General features: G+C 63.0%; 19 protein-coding genes and 1 pseudogene. 4 read left to right on the top strand and 16 right to left on the bottom strand.

The genetic code is table 11. The features are described 5' to 3' along the window. The coding region (locus Mgrana_RS09855) for a C40 family peptidase (protein ID WP_147371292.1) at window positions 1-444 on the top strand (444 nt) is incomplete at its 5' end. A 12-nt stretch (window positions 445-456) separates the two neighbouring features. Here Mgrana_RS09855 and Mgrana_RS09860 read toward each other — a convergent pair. The 7 genes from Mgrana_RS09860 to Mgrana_RS17365 all read right to left on the bottom strand — a co-directional run bounded on the left by Mgrana_RS09860 (window position 457) and on the right by Mgrana_RS17365 (window position 6,592). Further along, window positions 457-1,296 (bottom strand): YihY/virulence factor BrkB family protein, encoded by an 840-nt coding sequence (locus Mgrana_RS09860; protein ID WP_170146442.1) that lies wholly within the window; start codon window positions 1,294-1,296, stop codon window positions 457-459. An 88-nt stretch (window positions 1,297-1,384) separates the two neighbouring features. Then, window positions 1,385-2,122 (bottom strand): zinc ribbon domain-containing protein, encoded by a 738-nt coding sequence (locus Mgrana_RS09865; RefSeq protein WP_119357444.1) that lies wholly within the window; start codon window positions 2,120-2,122, stop codon window positions 1,385-1,387. A 50-nt stretch (window positions 2,123-2,172) separates the two neighbouring features. After that, window positions 2,173-2,787: an MBL fold metallo-hydrolase gene (locus Mgrana_RS09870; RefSeq protein ID WP_119357445.1), complete on the bottom strand. Its 615-nt coding sequence runs from the start codon at window positions 2,785-2,787 to the stop codon at window positions 2,173-2,175. A 19-nt stretch (window positions 2,788-2,806) separates the two neighbouring features. Beyond that, window positions 2,807-3,484 carry a sulfurtransferase gene (locus tag Mgrana_RS09875; RefSeq protein WP_240631316.1) on the bottom strand — a complete coding sequence of 226 codons (678 nt, stop codon included), beginning with the start codon at window positions 3,482-3,484 and terminating at the stop codon, window positions 2,807-2,809. 297 nt (window positions 3,485-3,781) lie between these two features. Further along, window positions 3,782-4,639, bottom strand: coding sequence for a menaquinone biosynthesis prenyltransferase MqnP (mqnP, locus tag Mgrana_RS09880; RefSeq protein WP_119357446.1), 858 nt, complete (start codon window positions 4,637-4,639; stop codon window positions 3,782-3,784). Between the two features lie 71 nt (window positions 4,640-4,710). Beyond that, the gene (locus tag Mgrana_RS09885; protein WP_119357447.1) at window positions 4,711-6,228 is read right to left on the bottom strand and encodes an Rqc2 family fibronectin-binding protein; all 1,518 of its coding nucleotides are present in this window, start codon (window positions 6,226-6,228) and stop codon (window positions 4,711-4,713) included. Window positions 6,229-6,277: 49 nt separating this feature from the next. Beyond that, a complete protein-coding gene (locus Mgrana_RS17365) occupies window positions 6,278-6,592 on the bottom strand; it encodes a site-specific integrase (protein WP_119357448.1) in 315 nt (104 codons plus the stop codon). 145 nt (window positions 6,593-6,737) lie between these two features. Here Mgrana_RS17365 and Mgrana_RS09895 point away from each other — a divergent pair, with 145 nt between their 5' ends. Further along, window positions 6,738-7,859 carry a trans-sulfuration enzyme family protein gene (locus Mgrana_RS09895; RefSeq protein ID WP_119357449.1) on the top strand — a complete coding sequence of 374 codons (1,122 nt, stop codon included), beginning with the start codon at window positions 6,738-6,740 and terminating at the stop codon, window positions 7,857-7,859. Window positions 7,860-7,954: 95 nt separating this feature from the next. On the opposite strand, the pseudogene Mgrana_RS09900 reads toward Mgrana_RS09895, so the two are convergent. After that, window positions 7,955-8,081: pseudogene (locus Mgrana_RS09900) on the bottom strand (SAM-dependent methyltransferase); the annotation flags it as partial. Between the two features lie 359 nt (window positions 8,082-8,440). On the opposite strand from Mgrana_RS09900, the gene katG reads away from it, so the two are divergent. Both katG and Mgrana_RS09910 read left to right on the top strand, forming a co-directional pair. Further along, window positions 8,441-10,618, top strand: coding sequence for a catalase/peroxidase HPI (gene katG, locus Mgrana_RS09905; RefSeq protein ID WP_119357483.1), 2,178 nt, complete (start codon window positions 8,441-8,443; stop codon window positions 10,616-10,618). Window positions 10,619-10,704: 86 nt separating this feature from the next. Next, window positions 10,705-11,133: a hypothetical protein gene (locus tag Mgrana_RS09910; RefSeq protein ID WP_119357450.1), complete on the top strand. Its 429-nt coding sequence runs from the start codon at window positions 10,705-10,707 to the stop codon at window positions 11,131-11,133. Here Mgrana_RS09910 and Mgrana_RS09915 read toward each other — a convergent pair. The 8 genes from Mgrana_RS09915 to lepA form a co-directional block, all read right to left on the bottom strand. After that, on the bottom strand, window positions 11,123-11,893 hold the full coding sequence (locus Mgrana_RS09915; protein ID WP_119357484.1) for a tRNA (adenine-N1)-methyltransferase: 771 nt from the start codon (window positions 11,891-11,893) through the stop codon (window positions 11,123-11,125). The two genes, Mgrana_RS09910 and Mgrana_RS09915, sit on opposite strands and share 11 nt — an antisense overlap. A 35-nt stretch (window positions 11,894-11,928) precedes the next feature. Then, window positions 11,929-12,747, bottom strand: coding sequence for a PulJ/GspJ family protein (locus Mgrana_RS09920; protein WP_119357451.1), 819 nt, complete (start codon window positions 12,745-12,747; stop codon window positions 11,929-11,931). A 16-nt stretch (window positions 12,748-12,763) separates the two neighbouring features. Continuing rightward, entirely contained in the window at window positions 12,764-13,210 is a 447-nt protein-coding gene (locus Mgrana_RS09925; RefSeq protein ID WP_119357452.1) for a type IV pilus modification PilV family protein, read from the bottom strand. Then, window positions 13,207-13,638, bottom strand: coding sequence for a prepilin-type N-terminal cleavage/methylation domain-containing protein (locus Mgrana_RS09930; RefSeq protein WP_170146443.1), 432 nt, complete (start codon window positions 13,636-13,638; stop codon window positions 13,207-13,209). The genes Mgrana_RS09925 and Mgrana_RS09930 overlap by 4 nt, the downstream gene beginning before the upstream one ends. A gap of 10 nt (window positions 13,639-13,648) precedes the next feature. Further along, the gene (locus Mgrana_RS09935) at window positions 13,649-16,822 is read right to left on the bottom strand and encodes a DUF4900 domain-containing protein (RefSeq protein ID WP_119357454.1); all 3,174 of its coding nucleotides are present in this window, start codon (window positions 16,820-16,822) and stop codon (window positions 13,649-13,651) included. A 194-nt stretch (window positions 16,823-17,016) separates the two neighbouring features. Next, window positions 17,017-17,595 carry a response regulator transcription factor gene (locus Mgrana_RS09940; RefSeq protein ID WP_119357455.1) on the bottom strand — a complete coding sequence of 193 codons (579 nt, stop codon included), beginning with the start codon at window positions 17,593-17,595 and terminating at the stop codon, window positions 17,017-17,019. A 1-nt stretch (window position 17,596) separates the two neighbouring features. Next, window positions 17,597-18,583, bottom strand: coding sequence for a sensor histidine kinase (locus tag Mgrana_RS09945; protein ID WP_119357456.1), 987 nt, complete (start codon window positions 18,581-18,583; stop codon window positions 17,597-17,599). A 39-nt stretch (window positions 18,584-18,622) separates the two neighbouring features. Then, window positions 18,623-20,422: a translation elongation factor 4 gene (gene lepA, locus Mgrana_RS09950; RefSeq protein ID WP_119357457.1), complete on the bottom strand. Its 1,800-nt coding sequence runs from the start codon at window positions 20,420-20,422 to the stop codon at window positions 18,623-18,625. Between the last annotated feature and the right edge of the window lie 22 nt (window positions 20,423-20,444).

The raw sequence follows: 20,444 nt of genomic DNA on the forward strand, positions 1-20,444 counted from the left end.
CCCCTACCCGCTAACCCACCCCGGGCGGAGCCTGCCGACACCGACTACGACCCCACCAACCCACTGATTCAGGTGGTGCTCAAGTACCTGGGGCTGCCCTATGTGTATGGCTCGAGCTCCGATCTAGCGGTGGACTGTTCGGCTTTTGTACAGAAGATCTATGCCGATCTGGGCATCAAAATTCCTCGTACCAGCCGTGATCAGTGGGCCAACCTGACCACCGTGCAGGGGGCTTTGCACCAAGGCGATCTGGTGTTTTTCAGCTTTGGGGGCAGCCAGGTAGACCATGTGGGCATCTACCTCGGTCGAGGCGTATTCGCTCACGCCAACAGCTACGGCAGCCGGGTGGTGATCGAGAGCCTGGATAGCCCCTACTACAAAAAGGTCTACCGGGGGGCCAAGCGGATTGAGCTGAGCAGCGCCGGAACCCCGGCCTCGCCCTAGAGGCCGCCTACTTTAGGCCCTCGAGCCCATGGCAACTGCCCGGTTCTTAGGGCTCATGGCAGCGGCAAACAACGCCCCGATCAAAAAGGCCAGCGAGGAAAACTGCAGCCAGAGCAACAACACCGCCAGGCTGGCCAACGGCCCAAACACGGTCTGAAAAGAGACCAGGCGCAAGTAGACCCCAAACCCAACCTGCACCCCGCCAAACAACACCCCTCCGATCACCGCCCCCCAGACCGCCGCCCCCCAACCCGGCCTCCGATTGGGCAGAAGCTGGTACAAAAGCACAAAGGCTGGAATGGGCAGCAGAAAGTTGACAACCGCCCGCAGCGGGGCCTCGAGGGTGGCCAGCACCGGGATAAAGCGCGCAATCACCCCCAGCACCTGCGACCCCAGGGTGAAGAGCACAAATACCCCACCGATGGCCAAAATCACCCCTCCCGCGCGTAGGCGGGCCTTCCAGTCCAGCAACGGAGCCTCGGGATCAAACACCTGGCCCATGGCCAGGGATACCGCGCTCAAGCTGCCCGAGATCCCCCACAGCAAACCCAAGACCCCCGCCAGCCCGATGACGGGGGCGGAGGTGGCAAGGGTGGAAAAGAGCCCACCCACCGTACCCCCCACCCCAGAAGTGGCCAGGGTCTGGGTGGCGTACTCGAGCACCGTGGCTTCGAGCTCCACCGCGAAGGGGGCCCGCAGCCGAACCAAATACCCCAGCCCCGCAGCCGTCAGCAGCAGCAGGGGAAAAATACTGAAGAAGGCATAATAGGCCAGGGCCGCCGCTCGCAGCGAGACCTCTCGTTCACCGAAGGCTTGGGCGAGCCAGCTCAATCGCTTGCGCCAAGGGTTCATCCGGCAATCCTGGCATACCCACGTAGCTAGAGGGGTTAGCCATGCCACACTGTGTTCGCAGGTTTTGAGGGTGAAACCCAGCTCAGCCTTACTCCCCTTTCCAGAGAATCCGCCCACAGCTCGGGCAGCGCACGATTTTGTTCCCACCAAACACCTGCTGGGCCACGTGCATGGGAAGCTGCACATTGCAGGCCGTGCAGCGGTAGCCCGCCCCGGCCTTGGCCATCCGGGCCAGCCCCGTCCCGCGCCGGGCTCGGCGAATGCTCTCGTACTCCCGCACGATGTTGGCCGGGATGCGGGACGCCAAAGCATCCCGCTCGCGCTTTTTCTCCTGATAGGTGGCCTCTAATTCCGCGATGCGGTCGCGGTTGGCCGCCTCCATGGCCTCGAGCTTAGGACGCGCCTCCTCAACCTTAGCCCGCACCCCCTCGATCTCCCCCTCGAGCTTGTCCATCTGCTCCATCAAGGGCATGATCTCGCCCTCGATTTTTTTCTTCTCGTTGCCCTCGAGCTCCTCAATGCGGTCCTCGAGCTGGCGCATCTGCTCGCCGTACTGGGTTTGCTCTTTGGCGCTGGAAGCCCCCATCTGGGCTTGCTTGGCCCGGTCATACTTGCCCTTGAGGTCTTGTAGCTCGAGATCGGCCCGGTGATACACCACCCGCACCTCGCGCAGCCGGTCTTGTAGGTCCGCCAATTGATGTTCTAAAGTGCCAAACTCTTCGCGTGCGGCAGAGAGCTCGCTAGGAATCAACCCTTGCTCTTCACGAATCCGATCCAGCTCGAGGTCCTTATCCTGTAGATGATTCAACTGGGCCAGAGGGTCCATTCCAAACCCAGTCTAAGCCAGAGGCGTCTGCAGACGCAAACCAGAAGCGCTCAGGGGCGCAGGTAGGGGTTGTGCTCGAGCTCGTAAGCGATGGTCGTGGGGGGACCATGACCGGGGTACACCTCCGTCTCGGGCGGCAACTGGGCCAGCGCCTGCAAGGAGCGGAACAGGGCTTGAGGGTCGGCCCCAGGCAGGTCATAGCGCCCGATGCCCCCCCGGAACAGCACATCCCCCGAGACCAGCTTGCCCCCCGCATAGAATGCCACATGGCCTGGGCTGTGACCGGGAACCCAGAGCACCTCGAGGCCCAGCCCAAAGTCCAGCCGCTCCCCCGGTTGCAGCCCCAAGGTGGGCTCGGGGGGCCTGGGGAGGGTCAGGCCAAAACGGGCCGCCGCTTGGGGGGCCCCGCGGTAGAGCGGGAGGTCCTTGGGGTGCAGATACACCGGCAGCTTCAGGGCCTCAACCAGCCCCGCCACCGCACCGACATGGTCGAAATGGGCGTGGGTCAGCAGGATGGCCTCAGGCTGAAGCCCCACCCGCTCCACCTCTTTCAAAATGCGCCCCACCTCGTCGCCGGGGTCCACAATAACCCCCCGCGATCCCTCTCCAACCCACAGGTATGCGTTTTCCTGCAGGGGGCCGAGGGTTAGGGAATAGACCTGCATGCGGAAATCGCCTCCAGGCCTAGCGCTCGAGCGGAAGGTCCCCCTCGGCCTCCCACTCCAGCATGCTACCCAGGTAATTTTTGGCCCGTACCCCTTGCTCCCGTAACAGCCAAAAGGCTAGGGCGCTGCGCGCCCCACTGCGGCAGTGAAGCCCCACCGCTTGGCCCGATTGCAACCCCAGCTCCCCTGCATTATCGGCCCGAAAGTGCGAGAGTGGAACGTTCTTGGCACCAGGAATACGCCCCGAGGCAAATTCATGGGGTTCGCGCACATCCAGCAGGACGGACTCCCCCAGCACTTCGTCTGCGGTGAGCAAAATCTCGCGGTTTAGCTCGCCCCACGGAGCGGTGGGGACGGGGTGGCTGGGTGCTTGCTCGGTGGCCTGAGGCTCCCACCCCTGGGGCCAGAGGCGCACCTCGAGCCCCCCCAAAGCCAGCATGAAGGCGGTTTTGCTCAAGCGGGTGGTAAGCCCGCTGTCGTAGACCACCACCGGCCGCCCTGGGCTGGCCCCGATGCGACCGTTGAGCTCGGCCAGGCTTTGCTGGAGCCCTTGGAGTTCCTCCGCGCTGCGCAACCGGGCGCGAAAGCTCGAGAGATCCACATTGAGCGCACCGGGCAGGTGGCCCGAGGCGTATTCCCCAGGTGAGCGGGTGTCAATCAGCAGGACCTGGGTAGGGGGGGCATCGCGAAGGATCACGAGCGCGATTGTAGAGCAGTTTCTATGTCCCAAAGGTGCTACGGCCCATAAACCCCCCGGGGAAACCATGGGGATCGGGCTCTGCCCTGCCCCGCTGTGGGGCGCTTGACCGGCCCGCCCCCCGCCAAGATGGGGATAAGCTGAGAGTTTCATGACCCGGAGTGTTTCACGCCGAGCGGTTTTGAACCCTTATCCCAAGCCAATTTCAGCCCGATCCCCTGGCTTATCCACAAAGTTATCCACAGATGACCCCTAGTTATCCACAGGGTTATCCACAGGCCCCGGTTGCGGGTGTGGCTAAAGCAGGGTCTCGAGCGCGATGATCGCCAGCATGCCCAGGCTCACCACCACATTGGCCTGAAAGAAGGCCTGATCCACTTTGGAAAGGTCGTTGGGCTTGACCAGGTGGTGCTCATACCAGAGCACCCCCCCCACGAACAGCAGGCCCAGGTAGTACACCCAGCCCAACCCCTCGAGCCACCCCGTCAGGGCAAAAAATCCAAAGGTCAGGGCATGACAGGCCCGGGCAATGCGCAGCGCGGTGGGAATCCCAAACCGCGCAGGCACGCTATACACCCGATTTTTACGGTCGAAATCGTAGTCTTGCAGGGCGTAGAGGATGTCAAATCCCGCCAACCAGAACAATGCCCCCGCCCAAAAGGCGAACACGGCAGGGGAAAACGCACCGGTCACCGCAATCCACCCACCGGCGGTCGCGGCTCCCACGGTGAGGCCCATCCACCAGTGGCACAGCCAGGTAAAGCGCTTAGTGTAGCTGTAGCCCACCAGGAAAAACACCGCCACCGGCAACAACCGGGCCGTGAGCGGATTGAGCTTGAACGCAGCCAGACCCAAGCAGACCAGCCCCACCCCCGCCAGGACCAAAACCTCCTTGGGCTTCACCACCCCCCTTGGCAGGTGCCGTCCGGCGGTGCGCGGATTGCGGGCATCAATCTGTTGGTCAATCAGCCGGTTGAGGGCCATCGCTGCGGTGCGGGCGCCCACCATGGCCACCGTAACCCACAGAAACACGTTCCAGCCAGGCCAGCCTCGAGCGGCCAGCAACATCCCTCCATACGCAAAGGGCAGGGCGAAGAGGGTATGCTCGAAGCGCACCAGATCCAGGTAGGTTTTGAGTCGGCTCGAGGTCTGCACGGTATTCCTTCCCTGGACAATTTACCGGTTCTCCCAAGGCCAGACTGTGGGAGCAGGAGCCACCCAGTCCTCTAGGCAGGCGGCTCGGCATCTACAAATAGGGTTTTACCCCCGGTATAGAGCACCTGTCCCGGTGCAGCCTTGCGGGGCCGCCAGACGTGTTTTTTGGCGGTGTAATCTACCGGCACGTTTTTCTCGCCCCTGGCCCTGGAATGGTAAGCCGCCAGCTGCGCCGCATAGAGCAGGTCGGGCAGGGCGGCGGGCTGCCCCTGGGTGCGCAGGATCACGTGCGAGCCGGGGAGGCCCTGGGCATGAAACCACAGGTCTTCGGAATGGGCCATGCGGGTCAGGAGGTCATTTTCCTTGCTGCTGCGGCCCACCCAGACCTCAAACCCTCCTGGGCTCTGGAAGCGCAGCCCGGTCTGGGGGCCTTTCTCGCGGAGCTTGCGGCTCTCGGCACGGAGCTCGTCCCTCGAGAGCCCTTCCACCCGCTTGAGCTCGGCCTCCAGGGCCCCGATCTGGGCCTCGGTCTGGGGGAAGAGTTCCAGGGCCTTTTCGGCGTTGGCCTCCAGGCGCTTGGCCCGCTCGTAGAATTTGCGGGCGTTCTGGATGGGCGAGAGCCCCTTCTCCAGCGGAATTTCTACCGGCTGGCCGGAGAAGTCCTGGAGCCGCGCCACGGTTCCCGGCGGAATTTGCGGGCCATAGGCCATCAGGAGGTCGCCCCACTCGCGCAGCCGTGTCGCTTCCTCCAGCCGCTCGAGGGCCCGATGGTAGTCCTGTAAACGGGCTTGCAGGGTTTTGATCTGCCGCTCGAGCGCCTCGCGCAGGGGCTTGCGCAGGGCCTCGGCCTCCTCCTGCTCCCAGTTTGCCCGCAGTGCTGCCGAGAGCGGGGTGCGCCCCTGGGGCTGTTCCACCAGGCTGTGGATAACCCTGTGGATAAGCGGCAGATGCTCGGCGGTCAGCACTGTCTGTGGGCTGAGCTGGGCGCGGCGCAGCAGTTCGGCCCCCAGTTCCTTGCCCACCCCGTCCAGGTGTTTGAGAAACTGGGCGAAGGTCTGGCCCACAAAAGGGGTCAGCGCCTCCGGCTTTAGCATGCGGGGGTCGAGCTTCTGGTAGGGCGGGGGCGGGGTGTAGGGCAACCCAGGCCGCAACTCCCGGAAGCGGTTAATCGCAGGCGTGACGGGGCGGTCTATACCCAGAATCTGCCCCCCCAGGTCGCAGACCATCAGGTTGGCGTTGCGCCCGGTGAGCTCGAAGACCAGCCGGGCCGGGGCCACGTCCACAAAGCCCTTCTCCCCCTCAAACTCCAGCAGCACCACCCGGTCCAGCTTGACCTGCTGTAGCCCCACCAGCCGACCCTTGCAGCGGGCCTCGAGCAGCCGCTGGAAAGGGGTTCGGGCCTCGCCCCCCAGGCGGCCCGGCTCCACCGTCAGGATGGGGTTGGGCGGGCGGTAGCGCAGCACCAGGTTGCCCACCCCCTCCAACAAGAGCGCTGCCGTCCCCTCGTCCGGAAAGGCCCAGCCCAGGCTACGCAGGGGCAACTGCCCCGCCAGCTCGCGCACCACTGCATGAATCAGCAAACCTTCCATCCGGCCCTACCACGGCCAAGTATAGGGGTTTGGAGAGGGCCTGACCGCTTCAGACTTCGGAGGCTAGCCTGTTCTCGAGTACCGTTTTATACAAAAACAACAGGGCCGAAAGGGCAACGTTCTGCGTAGAGGCCGATACGTTCTGATTAACTGCGAGATCGGTTGGGTAGGCCCTTACCTCTTCTAGCCCCAACTCTCTTGGGTGTTTTCTGCCGTGGAACCTGATGAAATCGGTGATGTAATATAAATACGACTGTTCGGTACTGCGGGCTAGATGGCGAACCCTGATGGCCTCGCGCACTGAGTTTAGGAAAGGAGAGGTTTTGGGTGAGTAAAACTTCTGTGATTTATCGACGTTCGCCACTTCGGTATAACTCCTCTTGGGAGGGTGTTATACCGCAAGTGCGGCCTAATTACTAGTTGGGCTGTGCAAGTTGGATCTGGTAGAATTCGCATCTGATCCAATAGTTCCGCGCCATAATTCTTCCTGTCTGGAGGTATTCGAAAGAATGGAGAAGCGCCCGTCTGGAATCAAACCGGAGTCGTGGCTCGTCTCGGCAGGCCGCGCTTCCGAGCCCGGCGCTCCGCTGAACGTACCGCCGATCCCCGCATCGAACTTCATCATCGGCAGGGAGCGCGAGTACTCGCGCGATGATGGAACTCCGACCTGGGAAGCACTCGAAGAAGTCGTCGGCGGGCTTGAGTCTGGTAAGGCCGTGGCGTTCGCATCTGGCATGGCCGCCATTGCCGCAGTATTTGATCAGTTGGCGGCGGGTGCCGTGGTGGTGCTACCCGATGATTGCTATCAAGGGGTTGTCGGCCTAGCCGCCGCGGGCGCTGAACGACAGCGTTGGTCCGTGCAGCGTGTGGCTGTGGACGATACCGCTGGCTGGATTCGGGCCTGCGGCGTCGCTGACCTGATTTGGCTTGAATCCCCCTCGAACCCACTGCTCACGGTAGCAGATCTGGAGGCGGTCTGCGCTGCACCCCGCAAGCCCGGAGCGATCGTCGCAGTGGACAACACCTTCGCCACACCGTTGAATCAGCAGCCGCTTGACTTCGGTGCCACGGTGTCTCTGCAATCGGCCACCAAGTTCATTGGCGGCCACTCCGACTTGTTAGCAGGTGTCGCCACGACGAAAGACGATGCCCTCTGGCACGCCCTCCGGAAGTCGCGCGAGTTGACCGGCGCGACACCAGGAACGCTCGAAGCCTTTCTTGCCGTCCGCGGCGCGAGAACTCTCGCGCTTCGCTTACAACGGGCCCAGCAAACAGCCATGCTGCTTGCGGAGCGGCTTGAGGAGCACCCGCTGGTCACTCGTGTCCGGTATCCCGGCTTGCCCTCCCATCCGACGCACGCGATGGCCAAGCGTGTGCTCAAGGGCTTCGGAACCATCATTTCGTTCGATCTGCTTGGAGGGGCTGAGATTGCTGATAGGGTTTGTCGAAACGTCCGGCTCATCCGCCATGCCACCAGTCTCGGCGCAGTAGAATCAACGATGGAGCGAAGAGCCGCGATCCCTGGGCAGGGCCACCTTCCACCTTCGCTCCTGCGACTCAGCGTCGGCATCGAGGATGCCGACGATCTCTGGGTCGATCTCGATTCGGCAATCCGCTCTGCCGCCCAGTGACTCTGTCACTTGTGCCCAGCCTAACACGCGGTTGCAGGCGACTCGGCCTTCGCGGTCGCTCCGCTCCCGCTTGGCCGAGCGCCTGAACCGCCCCGTTAGACCCCCCCAACCCGCCTGAGCTGCACCAAAAACGCGGTATGCCCGACCTGCTGAAACTTGGGGTGGGCGATGGGGGGGGCGCACGTCCCACTCGCGGTGCAGTACCTCTAGGGTGCGCTCGAGCCCCACCTCACTCCAAAAAACAAAGCTAACCGGGTCACATTTCGCTCGAGACCGATGTGTTTTGCTTGAGGGCAAAGACGGTCAAGTGGGCTCTTATTCCATCTATCCCCATTTAGACGCGTTTTTGCTGAGGTCTGGATACGATCGTCCGCACCGCCAACACGACCCCTCGCTGCGGTGAGCCAAGCGATGAGCCCCACTGGCCTCGAGCAGCGAGACGAGAAAGGGAGAGACCCTGGATGAATCAACCTTGGTTAAGCGGTTGGCGATGAAGCGGGTGGGTTCTAGCCAAGCTGCCTGACTACGGCCAAATCTGAATCTTGAAGGTACAAATTCATAGCCTGGAAGGAGAGCTCGAGATGAGTGAAGAAAGCAAGTGCCCCTACAACCACATCGCCGGGGTCGGACGGACCAACCGTGACTGGTGGCCCAACCGGCTGCGCCTGGACCTGCTGCACCAGCACTCTGAGAAGTCCAACCCGATGGACAGGGATTTCAACTACGCTAAGGAGTTTAAGTCCCTCGATTACTGGGCCCTCAAGAACGACTTGGTCAAGCTGATGACCGACTCGCAGGACTGGTGGCCGGCGGACTTTGGCCACTATGGCCCCCTCTTCATCCGTATGGCCTGGCACAGCGCCGGCACCTACCGCATCACCGATGGCCGTGGCGGGGGTGGGCGGGGGCAGCAGCGCTTCGCCCCCCTCAGTGCCTGGCCCGACAATGTCAACCTCGATAAGGCCCGCCGCCTGCTGTGGCCGATCAAGCAAAAGTATGGCCGGAAGATTTCCTGGGCCGACCTGATGATCCTCGCGGGTACGGTTGCGCTGGAGTCCATGGGGTTCAAAACCTTTGGCTTTGGCGGGGGGCGCGCGGACGTTTGGGAGCCAGACGAGGACGTGAACTGGGGAGAAGAGATCGCCTGGCTGGGGGATGACAAGCGCTTCACCGGCAACCGGGATCTGCTGGCCCCCTTCGGGGCTACCCACATGGGCCTGATCTACGTCAACCCGGAAGGCCCCAACGCCAGCGGAGATTACTTGGCCGCGGCCAAAGACATCCGCGCCACCTTCGGGCGCATGGCCATGAACGATGAGGAAACCGTAGCCCTGATCGCTGGGGGCCATACCTTTGGCAAGAGCCACGGGGCTGGGCCGGAGTCCCACAAGGGCCCCGATCCGGAAGCAGCCCCGCTCGAGGCTCAGGGTTTGGGCTGGATTAGCAACTATGGCTCAGGGCGTGGCGCCGACACAATCTCCAGCGGCATTGAGGTGACCTGGACCGAGACCCCGGCGCTGTGGAGCAACAACTTCTTCAAAAACCTGTTTGAGTATGAGTGGGAGCTCACCGAGTCGCCCGCCGGAGCCAAGCAGTGGGTGGCCAAAGATGCGCCGGAGATCATCCCCGATGCCCACATCCCGGGCAAGTTCCACAAGCCGACCATGCTGACCACCGACCTGACCCTGCGCTTCGATCCGGAGTTTGGCAAGATCTCGCGCCATTTCTACGAGAACCCGCAGGCCTTCGCCGAGGCCTTCGCCCGGGCCTGGTTTAAGCTGACCCACCGCGACATGGGGCCTCGAGCCCGCTACCTGGGGCCAGAGGTGCCCAAAGAAGAGCTGATCTGGCAAGACCCCATCCCCGCGCTCGACCACAAGCTGATTGACGCGAAAGACATCGCCGCGCTCAAAGAAAAGGTGCTGGCTTCGGGGCTTTCGGTCTCGCAGCTGGTCTCAACCGCCTGGGCCTCGGCTTCCACCTTCCGCGGCTCCGACAAGCGCGGCGGGGCCAATGGCGCCCGCATCCGCCTGGCTCCCCAGAAGGACTGGGAGGTCAATCAGCCCGCCGAGTTGGCGAAGGTTCTGAAGGTGCTGGAGGAGATCCAACAAGAGTTCAACCAATCGGCCCCCGGGGGCAAGAAGGTCTCCCTGGCCGACCTGATCGTCCTGGCCGGCTGCGCGGGGGTTGAGCAGGCGGCGAGAAACGCGGGCCTCGAGCTCGAGGTTCCCTTCACCCCTGGGCGCATGGACGCCCGGCAGGATCAGACCGATGTGGAATCCTTCGCGGTGCTCGAGCCGATCGCCGATGGCTTCCGCAATTACCTCAAAGGCGAGTTCGCGGTTACCCCAGAGCAGTTGCTCATTGACCGGGCCCAGCTTCTGACCCTCAGCGCACCAGAGATGGCCGTCCTGATCGGCGGCATGCGCATGCTGGGCACCAACCACGGCGGCTCCAAGCACGGGGTGTTCACCGCTACCCCCGAGGCCCTGAGCAACGACTTCTTCGTGAACCTGCTCGACATGGGCATCGAGTGGGAGCCCACCTCCCCCGAGGCCGAGGTCTTCGAAGGGCGCGACCGCAAAACCGGTGAGGTCAAGTGGACCGGTACCCGTGTTGACCTCGTCTTGGGCTCCAACTCTCAGCTGCGGGCGCTGGCTGAGGTCTATGCCAGCGCGGACGCCAAGGAAAAGTTTGCCCACGACTTCGTGGCCGCTTGGAACAAGGTGATGAACCTGGATCGCTTTGACCTGGCCTAGCTGCCAATGTCCCACACCGCAAAAACCGCTGTGCCCTGCACGGCGTGCAGGGCACGCACTCAACCCAACCGGCCGTAGCCAGCGCCATGGCTGACTCCCACGCATTCGAACTCACCGTCCAGCGGGCTGCACTGCCTGGCCTTGCGGCGGCGATCAATGGGCGGCTGGCCCTCGAGACCCCACCGGTCACCGCGGAGGGCCTTCTGGCCCTGGCCCAAGACCCAGATCCGAACCACCTGTGCCTCACCTTCCTCTTCGTGGCGGACAACGTTTTGTCCGCCTTGGCGGCTGAGCACCCAGATCTATGGGTCCCACCTGGCTCGGTTACGGTTGGCTATATCTTCGTCAGCGCAATGCTCCAGGGCGAGGCGATTGATCTCTGCTTCTTCTCCACCAGCCACAAGCTGGCCATGGTCATGCGGGAGTCCCCTCAGGTGCGGGCCTTCTTCCGCTCGCTTGGCGCGCAGGTTCAAGAGGTCGATGAGTGGAACCAGAGCCGACCGCTTAGTCCCTAACCCGCCTGAGCTGCACCAAAAACGCGGTATGCCCGACCTGCTGAAACTTGGGGTGGGCAATGGGGGGGCGCACATCCCACTCGCGGTGCAGCACCTCTAGGGTGCGCTCGAGCAGGTAGGGCAGCCGCTGGTCTTTGATCTGCTCGAGCAAGACGATCACCTGGGTCAGGTTGGGCAGGTAGCAGACCAAAAACCGATCGAGCTTGAGGGCCGGGGTCACCGCAGGCAGCACCGTCCAGGGCTCCATCAGATCGAGCGCCACGCCGTCGAAGGCCTCTGGGGGGAGCGGGGCCTGGGCCAGGTCGGCCCCCAGCCAAGTCACGTTGCCCCAGTCTTCAAACGCGCTTAGGTTGCGCTGGGCCCGGGCCTGGTGCTTGGGGCGGGTCTCGTAGCTCCACACCTGGCCCGCAGGCCCCACCGCCCGCGCCAGGTACAGGGTCAGGCCCCCGGAGCCCGAACCGGCTTCCAATACCCACATCCCCGGAGCCAGGTCCAGCAAAAAGGCCATGGTAGCCGCGTCCTTGGGGTAGGTGGGGGTGGCCTCACGGGGCATCTGGAGGAGGTAGTCCTCGAGGGTGGGCCGGTGCACGGTGAAGCGCTCGCCCTGTGGGGTGCTCACCGCGCCGCCCAAACCGGCCTCCAAGATGCGCTCGTGGGGGATCGAGCCACGGTGCGAGTCAAAGCGGGCTGAGGGCTCGAGGCGAAAGAGGTAATTACGGCCCCGCCGGTCTTGCAGCAGCACCCAGTCCCCATATTGCATGGGGTCCAGCATACCCTTTTACCCATTCCAGGGGGTTAGTTGGTGGCTGCGCCTGCGTTGATGTTGCGGGGGAACACGGTGATGTTCAGGCCATTGGCCGAGGCCCCGTTAACCACCAGAGTTCTCCCCTGTACTTGCTTGAGGAAGCTCAGGTTGATGCCGACACTGGGGGCAGAGGCCCCGCCGGTAGTGGCCGGAACGGTAAACAGAGGGGTACCCGGTTGAACATAGTCCACCAAAACGATCCCCCTTCTAGATCCGGTCAGGGGTTGTAGGGGCAGGTTGGTGGGGGTCACGCTGGGATCGGTGGTATCGGTTCCTCCGGCCAGGTTGGCCGCCAGAACTTGGCAGGTCTGGCCGGTGGAGAGGGATAAGGAGCTGTCTATGTTGGCCCGATACTCCATCAGCACCAGGGCATTGGTGTTTTGGGTGTCGGGCTCGAGCCGCTCGCTGGCCGAGGCGTTGCTTTGGTAGAAGGCCCGGGTCATGGCGAAGTAGGCAAAGAAGCGGTATTGGTTGCTTCCGGGCTCCGGGGGCAGGAGCATCGCCACGATGGGGTCAGCCCCCACCACCCAGTTGTATCCCGAGCCCCCGACGGTCTTTTGGGTCGTCCATCCACTGCTGGTCAGGGTGATGGTGCTGCCCTGGGGATAAACGTAGCAGGCCTCCTGTAGCCTCGAGCTGATCACCCGTACGGCCAACTGGCCCTCATTGATGAGGTTGTTGCGGGAGTTGAGGTTGGTGGTGGTGCTGAGGGTATTGGTGAAGATCTGCAGAAAGATCACCGAGAGCACCCCCAGTATTCCCAGGGCGACCAGAATCTCGAGGAGGGTAAAACCCGACTTATAGCGCATTTAGGGATCTCCTGATCTAGGGGCTGGGGATGTCCAGGGTCAGCTGGGCCAAGACTGGGCTGGCCATGTTCGCATTCTGGCGCACCGAGACCACCACCCGCTTGTATGTCGCATTGGTTATGGTGCCGGTGGTGCAGGACGCCCCTACGGCAACGGTGGACAGATTGCCAATGGCCGTGGTGGTGTTGGTGATGGGGTTATAGCTGCTCACCCCCACCGAGACATTGCCCGGCAAAGTTCCGATGGCCGCTTGGGTACGCTGGTAGCAGTTTAGGTTTTGCCAGCTCCCCCGAATCCCCTCCATGATCTGCTGGGCTTGGGTGGTGGCATTGAGGGTGCGGTTGTTCTGCCCGGTGAGGCGAAACGAGGCCGCAATGGGCCCGAGCGTCAACACCATCAGCACCGCCAAAATGACCATGGAAACCAATACCTCAATGATGGTTAGCCCTCGAGACCGCTTCACTGTACGATCACCTTACCCGTCACACCCACCACCCTAACCTGTATCGGCTGGGTTCCACTGGTACCGCTCACGGTAAACACCACGGGGTTGCTCTGGGTGTTCTCGGCATTGGGGGCCGAGTAGCGCACCTGGGTGTTGCCCCCGCCATCTATGCTGATCCCGGCTGGGAGGGTTCGGGTAGTGGTCTGCCCGTTGATGGTGAAGCTGTAAGAGGTTGCGCTGAGGAGATCCAGCTGGGTAGTGGTATTGCTCCGCCAGGCATTGCTGCGGATGTTTTGCAGGTCGGCGGCCAGCGAGACCGCCGCATCGCGCACCCGACTCTGCTGAAAGCCCTGCCGCACCGCATTGGCGGCAAAGGCCAGGACAATCCCCGCGATGGCCAGCACCACCAAGATCTCTAAGAGGGTAAAGCCTCGAGCTCTGCTCACTCCTGCGCTCCTAAGGAACCTTGGTGGGCTGAATAAAGCTGGTGTTGAGGGTGACCTGATTGGGGTCGGTCACCTTGCTCACCCCGTTCTGATCCAGCTGAAGCACCCACTGGCCCTGGGTAAAGGTGGGGAAGAAGGGCGGGGTCAGCCGGCTGCCTTCGGTGCGAGGGTCGTAGGCGAAAGCCCGACCATAGCCGTTGACCACGGTACTGCCCTGCTGCTCACCAAACTGCCCGTAGTAGTTGCTGATGATCCCGCCTTGGAGGTTGAAGTTGCCCCTCGAGCCGGTGAAGCTGTCGTAATCAGCGTACACCCGCCCCGCTGAGCTCATGAGGATACCGTTGACCTCCAGGTTCTGCGGGAGGGGGTTGTTGGGGATGCGGATATCCGCGCTTTGGGAGTAGATCCCCAAGATGTTCTGCCCACTGGAGTTGGCCAGCATGGTGTCTACATCCTGGCAGGGGGCCGGGTTGATGGTGCTGCTGGCACCGCTGCCGTTGCGCGAGGGAGTACCTGAACAGGGGGGGTTCTCGTACTTGAGGTCTCCGGTGATGTTGATGCGCTGGGCCGCCGCAATGGTGAGCTTCTGGAAGCGGGCGATGGCCGGGGGGGCGGTGCGGGGATCTGTGGTGGGGATGGTGGCACCGTTCTTGTCCTTGAGGCCGCTGATGCGGGCTGGACCGGTGACGCCGTCAATGGCGTCAGGGTAGGTGCCCTCTTGCTTATCCACGTAGACGATGCCGTTAAAGTTGGGCTCGCTCTGCCAGCTGCTCCACTGGGTCTGGGCAGAGGTGGCGTTGGCCACGCCCTCGAGCCGATAGCGAGACACCGTGGTGCCGTCGGGGGCAATGCGGTACTGGATGCGGATAATTCCCCGGTTGGCGTAGTTGGCATCCAAAACCTGACCCCCGGTGCAGTTCGGGGTGGGCACGTAGGTGGGCAGGGTTAGCATGGGAGTGGTAGCGGAGAGGAGCCAGGCCGGGCCCAGCGCAGCGGTGACAAAGGGACGAACCCACCGGCGGTCAATCATCTGCCCAGAGGAACCCACCCGGATGGTAAAGGTCTTGGTTGCGGTCAACCCCCCGCTTTTGGCGGTCACCGTGATGGTGTAGCTGCCCGTGGCCACCCCCGGGCCTACGCTGATGGGCAGCGAAAGGTTGCCGGTGCTTCCGGTTCCGGAAGGAGCGGTGAGCGTACTGATGACCATGCCGCTGGGCATGCCCGAGAAGGTAAAGGTGACGATATCGGGGGTGGTGAAGTTGGAGCGGTTCGCGCTCACCGTAGTGGTGACCACCACCGTCTGGCCCGAGCTGCTACGGATCGCATCGGGTGCGTTGGAGGCGCTGGTGCTGAGGCTGGGGGTAGGAGGGGTGGTGGTGCCTCCGGTCCCCCCGCCGGTGGCCATGGGGTTGATTTTCAGCGATTGGGTGGAGGTAAAGCCGTTGGCCGTCCCGCTCACCGGAACGGTGGTGGTGGCGGTGGGGTTGTTGCTCAGGGTAACGGTAAATGTGGAGGCGCTGCTGGTGGCACTGGGGCTGGTGGGGTCTGCCGAGAACCCGGAAACGCTGTAGTTGTTGGGGGTGTACGAGCCAAAGCTGAGGTCAATGGCCCCCTGCCACGGCGAGGTCGGGCTGTTGTTGTAGGGGTTCGCGCTGGCATCCACTAAGCCGGTGCGGCTGACATTGATTTTGACGGTTTGGGCTTTGTTCTGAATGCTGGTGCTATAGGTGATGGAGGTGGGGCTGAGCGAGATGCTAAAGGGGTTTACGCACCTTCCATAGGAGAAGTAATCGCGGGTGAACTCGATCATCTGGTACTGGCTGTTTTGCTTCCAGCGGTTGTTGGCCGCGTCCCAATCGCTGGACGAGAACCCGGTCCCGTTGGCGTCCTTGGCCGCCCAAAGGGTCATGCCGTTGAGGTTTCCGGCCACCCCAGCGGTAGGAGCGGTGGGCAGCTCGGATGCGTCCACGTAAATGCCCTTGCTGTTGTTGACGATGTTCTGGGCAGCGTTTTTCTGGGTGGCATCGGTGGAAGGGGGCAGCGGAATGAAATCGGCGGAGTAGTTGACGTCTTTATCCTTATTGTTGCCGTTGGAGCAGCCCGTGGTGCCGGCTTTGGGGGCAAAGATGGGGGTAGCCGTAGGGGCCACCAAGCAGGGATCCCGGGGGCTGGAATCCGTGCCCACAAAAGCCCCTGGGGTGGCGCTGGTGCAGGTTTCTATGGTGCTGGTCACACCGCCTGCGGTGACGGTTTTGGTGCCTCGAGCCACACACCCCGCACTGGTGACGGTTTTGCCAAAGAGCGGGGACTGACCCGCGGAGAAGCTGTAGTACTCGTTGGTGTGAATCGGGCCATCGTAGACCGCGTTGTCCCCCAAAAACACCCGGCTACCGCTGACGCTGGTGAGCTGGCGGTTGGTAAACTGGGCAAAGGCCGAGAAATTGGGCGGGCTCAGCTTGAGCTGGAAGGGCCCTCCTAGGCCGCGCTGGAGGGTGCGGGTGGCCACCACCGTGGGGTTGGCCCCGGTGGTGACCAGCTCCCCGGTCGAGGTGGCGTTGGCCGGTCGGAACTCGAAGGTCAGTACGTAGGTCGAGCCGGAGGCCTGCCCCAAAACGTCCACGGCCTGGAGCCCGGCGCTCAGACGGTATTGTTCCTGAGAATTGGTGGAGCTCGAGGTCACCACCGGTGGGCGCTGAATCTGCCCCGCAAAAACCCGGGTCCAGAACTCCGCAGGGGTACCGGTAATGGGCTCGTTGGGATTGGCCGTGTTCCACGCCGAGTAGGCACTTTGGGGAATGAGCGAGGTGAAGAGGGTCCAGCGGCTGGCGTCTGAACCGGGGCTGGCCGTGCACATCACGTTGGTGGTGGTCAAGGCAGTGTTGAGGCTGCCAAAGGGAACCCCGCAGAAGTTCGCTGCGTAACCGAGAAGGGTGTTGGTGTCCAGTGAGGAGACGTCCATTCGGTTGACCAGGTAGGTTACCTGGCGCATCAGGGTTCTGGTCTCCCCTTCGGCACGGGTGATCCCCGACTCCGCCGCGTACTGGGCCCGCACGGTCTGCTGCTGTTCGGTGGTGAGCTTCCTCGAGCCCACCGTGAGGGTGCTGGTAATGGACAGCAGCACCACAAACAAGACGGCGGCAGCAATCAGAACCACCACCAGAGCGATTCCTTGGGTTCGTTTCACAACAGCTCCTCCACATGCGGCCAGCGATCGGCAGCCTTGCTCCTGCTGGGATCTGGGTTGGGCCAACCACCAAAACTCACGCGCTTCATCTCCCTTTCACCTCAGTCTGCCTTTCAGCTTAGGAGCATCGTCCCCCAATTGTTACCCCCATCTGGGGGGATGGAGCGTGCAAATGACCGCTCGAGGTCCAAGCTTCAGAGCAATCCGAGCCCCCGGGCCCGTTCCAGAGCCTCTACTCGGTTTCGGGCCTCGAGCTTGGCATACAGCCGGTCGAGGTAATCCTTCACGGTCTCGGGGGAGAGCGAGAGGTTGCGGGCGATCTCCTTGGTGGACAACCCTGTGGCGAGCTGGGCCAGCACCTCCGCCTCGCGTGGGGTCAACGAGGGCATGGGCGGGGGGGTCAGCCGGGGTTCTTGGCCCCCTTTGAGGCGCTGCAGCCGGGCCGCCAGGGCTTCCGGGGGCACCTCCTTTGACCAGTAGGCATCGGCCCCAGCCCGCGCGGCCTCGGCAATCAGGGCCGGTTCGCTGAAGGTGGTGAGGAGGGCGATGATCCCGGTGTAGCCGTTTTGGCGCAACTTGCGGGCGGCGGCGATCCCGTCCATCTGTGGCATCTTCAGGTCCATCAAAAGGGCGTCGGGGGCGTACTTGAGCGCCATCTCCGCCGCCTGTAACCCATCCTTGGCCTCAGCGACCACCTCGAACCCCGCCCCCTCGAGCGCGGCCCGCAGCCCCAGGCGGAACAAAGGGTGATCATCCGCGATCAAGAGGCGCATATCACCTGCCTAGGCTCAGCCGCAGGCGGGTTCCGGAGGCCGCCGGCAAGGCTTCGAGCCGGCCCCCGTGCACCTCGGCCACCCGTTTGGCCACGTAAAGCCCCAGCCCCGCACTCCCCGCCCGGACCCCCCGAAGCTGCACGCTGCGGAAGGGCTCGGTGAGCCGCTCGAGGCTCACCGGAAGCCCAGGACCATCGTCTTCGACCTCGAGCCAAGCCTCTCCAGCCCGCAGGATCAGGCTGCTTTGGGCGTGGCGGAGGGCATTCTCGGTCAGGTTGGTGAGGGCCCGGTCCAAGAGCTGGCGGTCCGCACGGGCCTGGCCGCTGCCCTCGACCTGAAACCGCACCCCCCGCCGCTCGGCCTCACGGGCATAGCGCAGCCGCAGGTCGTCGAGCAAGGCCCGCAGGTTGACCACCTCGAGCTGCGGCTTTTGTACCTCCAATCGGCTCGCTACCAACAGGTTTTCCACTAGCCGGTAGCTGCGTGCCAATTCCTCGCGCAGCTGATGCAGCACCTCCTTGCGCCGCTCAGGTCCGATATCGTCGCTGGTCTCCAGATACTCCAAAGCTCGGATCGAGGCCAGCAAAGGGGTTTTGAGGTCATGGGTAAGGGCCGCATAGGTGGCCTCCCGCGCTTCCAAAAGCCCCTTGATGTGGCGCAGCAGTTCGTTGAACCCCTCCCGCAGCTGGAGTACCTCGAGGGGCGGGTTGGCCTGGGGTTTGGGTAGCCGCAGCTCGGCCAGGCCGCGGTCGGTACCGCGCAGGTAGGCCAGGCTGCGGGTGAGCTCATCCACCGGATTGATCAGGGCTCGAGCGAGAAAAAAACCCATCAGGGCGGATAAAATCGCCACCAGCACCCCCCAGGCCAGCATCGGCAGGAGGCTGGGGGAAAGGTCGCGGTTACCCAGCCAAACCCCGATCATCGCCGCACCACTGCTGGCAAAGGTCATGGCCCCAATCACCCAAGCCAATTGCAGCCGCAGGGACATGGGTATAGCCTAGCGCAGAAAGGAAGGGCTCGAGGCCCCTCACTCCTTCCCGGTCGAGAGCACCGCCAGGAAGGCTTCTTGCGGCACCTCCACCTTTCCGATGGACTTCATGCGCTTCTTGCCCTCCTTTTGCTTCTCCAAGAGCTTCTTCTTGCGCGAAATATCGCCCCCATAACACTTGGCCAACACATCTTTGCGCAAGGCTTTAACCGTAGCCCGGGCGATGATCTTCCCCCCGATGGCTGCCTGGATGGGCACCGCGAACTGCTGGCGGGGAATCACCTCGCCCAGCTTGTCCACGATCTCCCGCCCCACGCTATAGGCCTTGTCTTTATGGGCGATAAAGGCCAGGGCGTCCACCGGCTCCTCGTTTACCAAAATGCTCACCTTGACCAGCTCCCCTTCGCGGTAGCCGATCTGCTCGTAATCCATGGAGGCATAACCGCGCGAGATGGACTTAAGCCGATCGTGGAAGTCGTAGAGAATCTCCCCGAAGGGAACCTCGTAGACCAGCTCCACCCGCTTCCCGATGTACTCCATATTGGCCATCTTGCCGCGCTTCTCCTGCAGGAGTTGCATGATGGGCCCAACATACTCTTCGGGGGTATAAACGGTGAGCTTGACGTAGGGCTCGTACACCGCTTGGATGCGGTCGGAGGTGGGGAGCTCAGAGGGGTTATGAATCTCGGTTTGGCTCCCGTCGGTCAGGGTTACCCGATAGATCACGCTGGGGGCGGTGGCGATAAGGTCTAGGTCGAATTCGCGCTCGAGCCGCTCCTGCACGATCTCAGCATGCAAAAGCCCCAGGAAGCCACAGCGAAAGCCGAACCCCAAGGCCTCGGAGGTTTCGGGTTCGAAGGAGAGCGCAGCGTCGTTGAGCTTGAGCTTTTCCAGGGCCTCGCGCAGGCGGTTGTACTCCTGGGTATCGGTGGGGTAAATCCCAGCGAAGACCACCGGCTTGGCCGGCTTGAACCCAGGATAGGGCTCGGCACAGGGGTTATCGGCCAGGGTGAGGGTATCGCCCACCTGGGCATCGCCGATCGCGTTGATCCGGGCCGTAACCCAGCCCACCTCGCCGGGGCCTAGGCTGGAGGTGGGCTCGAGCTGCCCAGGACGAAACACCCCCACCCGATCCACATTGAATTCCTTGGCCGTAGACCAGATGCGGATGCGGTCGCCGGGCTTGAGGCTGCCCTCCATCATCCGAACATAGGGGATCACCCCTTGGTACGCGTCAAAAATGGAGTCGAAGATCAGGGCCTGGGTGGGGTTGTGGGGCTGGCCTGCCGGGGCGGGGATCTTGGCCACGATGGCCTCCAGAATGTCCTCCACCCCTTGGCCGGTCTTGCCCGAGGCAAACACGCAGTCGTCGGCGGGAAGGCCCAGCACCTCTTCGACCTCGAGGGCGACCTCGAGGGGCTGAGCCCCAGGAAGGTCAATCTTGTTGATCACCGGGATGATGGTGTGCTGGTGCTCCTGGGCCAGATAGAAGTTGGCGATGGTCTGGGCCTCGACCCCCTGGCTGGCGTCCACCACCAACAGCACCCCCTCCACCGCGGCCAGGGCCCGCGAGACCTCGTAGCCGAAGTCCACGTGACCGGGGGTGTCAATCAGGTTGAAGGTGTAGGTCTGGCCATCCTTGGCCTGGTAGAAAAGCCGCACCGCGCTGGCTTTGATGGTGATGCCGCGCTCGCGCTCGAGCTCGAGGGAGTCCAAAAACTGCTCCCGCATCTCACGGTCGGAGACCGCCTTGGTCATCTGGAGGATGCGGTCAGCCAGCGTAGATTTGCCGTGGTCTACGTGGGCGATAATGGAAAAGTTGCGGATGCGCTCCTGCACAACAGGCCATTGTATCTGAATG

It is taken from the genome of Meiothermus granaticius NBRC 107808, from assembly GCF_003574355.1.
Classification (GTDB): domain Bacteria; phylum Deinococcota; class Deinococci; order Deinococcales; family Thermaceae; genus Meiothermus; species Meiothermus granaticius.